This window comes from Natrinema soli, assembly GCF_028618695.1.
On record NZ_JAQIVI010000121.1, the window covers coordinates 1 to 2,289 of the forward strand.

Below are 2,289 nucleotides of genomic sequence, written 5' to 3' on the forward strand. Positions count from 1 at the left end.
ACGCCGGCCTCGCGCAGCGCCCCGGCGGCGCGGTCGGCGACGTCGTCCTCCCACTGATCCCCGCGCTGGTCGTTCTTCAACGGGAGGTCGAGGTCGGTGTATCCCTCGAGCGCGTCGCGAACGATCCTCACCGACGCAAAGTCGGCGATGCGCGACCGGGCGATCGTGGTGATGCTCGGCGGGACCGGCGCTCGTGGGGCCGAACTGTTCGCCGACCCGAAAGACGAGAAACGCCGTGGCCTCCGATGGAACGACGTCGATTTTGAAAAGCGGCTGATCGAAGTGTACGGAAAGTCCCGCGAGTACGAAGACGCGCCGTTCCCCGAAAGCGTTCATAGCGTCCTCGAGCGCTGGTACGACTATCTCGAGCCGCCGACCGACGAGTGGCCCGTGTTCCCGACCGGCCACTACGGATCGAAAAAGGATGCACTCGAGGCGATACTCGGCGAGGAACGGGCATCTTCCGCACTCGAGTCTCGGGTGACGAGGGAAAAACAGCGGTCCTCGAGCGGCTACACTGGGACCACGAGGTGCTGCCGCCGTCGATCTCGAAAGAGGGCGTCCGCCGACTGGTGAAACGGTTGACTGACGAGGCGAATATCGATCCTGACGGCGACTACGATTATCTCACGCTGCACGGCGCACGACGGGCGCTTGGGCGCGACCTGTACGCCAGCGGTATGTCTGAAAAAGCCCAAGAGGCGTTACGTCACAAGTCGATCGAAACTACTCACGAGTCGTACACAGACCTGCAAATGAAGGACGTGTCTGACAGTATCGACGAGGTACGGGAGTAGTCTGTCCTATCTGAAGTCAGGCAGATGGATTTCTCATGCACGTCTAATCCTGAAATAATTCTGGGCTAAATTTCGCAGGTGTCCGTGCATGACGAATCGATATAGCCGACCTCAGATTACAACTCCACAGTTGTGAAGAGAAGCTATCTGATGAAAGACTACAATTCGAGATCGACAGATCGGTCATCGACCTTGATCGGTTATATATCTGGGTGCCGTTTATAATAACCGTTAGAACTTTCCGCCCACGGAATGTTGTGTATACTAATGAATCATCTCGACGAAATCTCTGTCGAAGAACTTCAAGATGCTCTCGACACCGCCGAGGGTAACAAGCCGACACAGCGGTTATTAGCAGCAATTGCGTACAAAAACGGTGTGACACAGACCGAACTAGCAGAGTGGCACAACACTGGCCGACGAACAATCTACAGTTGGCTCAAGCGACTCGACACTGACGAGTCGCTTGAGCAGGCCGTTACTGATGCTCATCGATCTGGAAGAAAACAAAAGCTCTCGGAAAAAGAGAACAATAATTCGAAGAAACTGTCCACGAATCACCAGCGAACGTTGGAGTTGACGCGCCGGCGCTCGTCCAGTTGTATCTCGACGAAACCTACAATGTCGAGTACTCAATCCCGAGCTGCCGGCGGTTGCTCAAAGAAGCGGGATTGAGCTAGCAAAAACCACGCTGTACAGCCGCTGAAGCAGATGCTGAGGTGGAAGAAACGTTCCGCGAGGAACTCAAAAAAAAGCGGCGGGAGATGGACGCCACAGTAGTCTGTATCGATCAAACCAAGAAATCTGTGCAAGTTGAGCCGCGTGGTTTCCGCGCGGCACGCGGCCATCCGTCGAATTGTCTGGACAACGCGACTGGACGTGTTTGTTAGGCGCGATCACCGAGGACGGTGATCGCTTTTTCTCCCGGTTCGAAGAGTACGTCACCGCCGAACACGCAAAACATTTCATTCTCGTGTTATGCAAAGAGTTCGAAGACAATTTGATTATCGTGCTAGATGGTGCGCTGTACTTCCAGACGTCGGCCGTCACGGACCTAGCGGTCCGCGACGACCTCGCCTTTGTCACGTTACCGGCGTACTCTCCTGAACTCAATCCAGTCGAGGAGTGCTGGAGACAACTCCAAGCGGATTTTAGCAATCGGTTCTTTGATTCACTTACTGAACTCACAATAGCAATCGACACCGCTCTTGACCAATTCTCTATTCCTAGAGTGAGCAACTACTTCTAATGTCTGCTATAGTCGTAGCCATGATATCACTGACTTGAGTTTACGCGAATGTATCTAGAATGCGTCGTACCCCTCAGGGGCGTACAAAAACCGGGCTATTGGTCACCGGAGTTTGTGTCTCACTCCAGTGAAGCTGAGCGTAACAAGGTACTTGAGGAGCTCGTCAAGCCGATCGATGTCGCGGGGTGTGGGTGGCAAGGTGTCATACCCATTTGGTGGTCACCGTGTCGGTGAGCGAGCGCA

General features: G+C 54.6%; 2 pseudogenes. Both read left to right on the forward strand.

The annotated features are described in order from the left end of the window. Positions 1 to 120 precede the first annotated feature (120 nt). A pseudogene (locus PGX04_RS34095) lies at positions 121 to 797 on the forward strand (tyrosine-type recombinase/integrase); the annotation flags it as partial. Between the two features lie 267 nt (positions 798 to 1,064). Then, positions 1,065 to 2,046, forward strand: a pseudogene (locus PGX04_RS08095) (IS630 family transposase). Positions 2,047 to 2,289 lie beyond the last annotated feature (243 nt).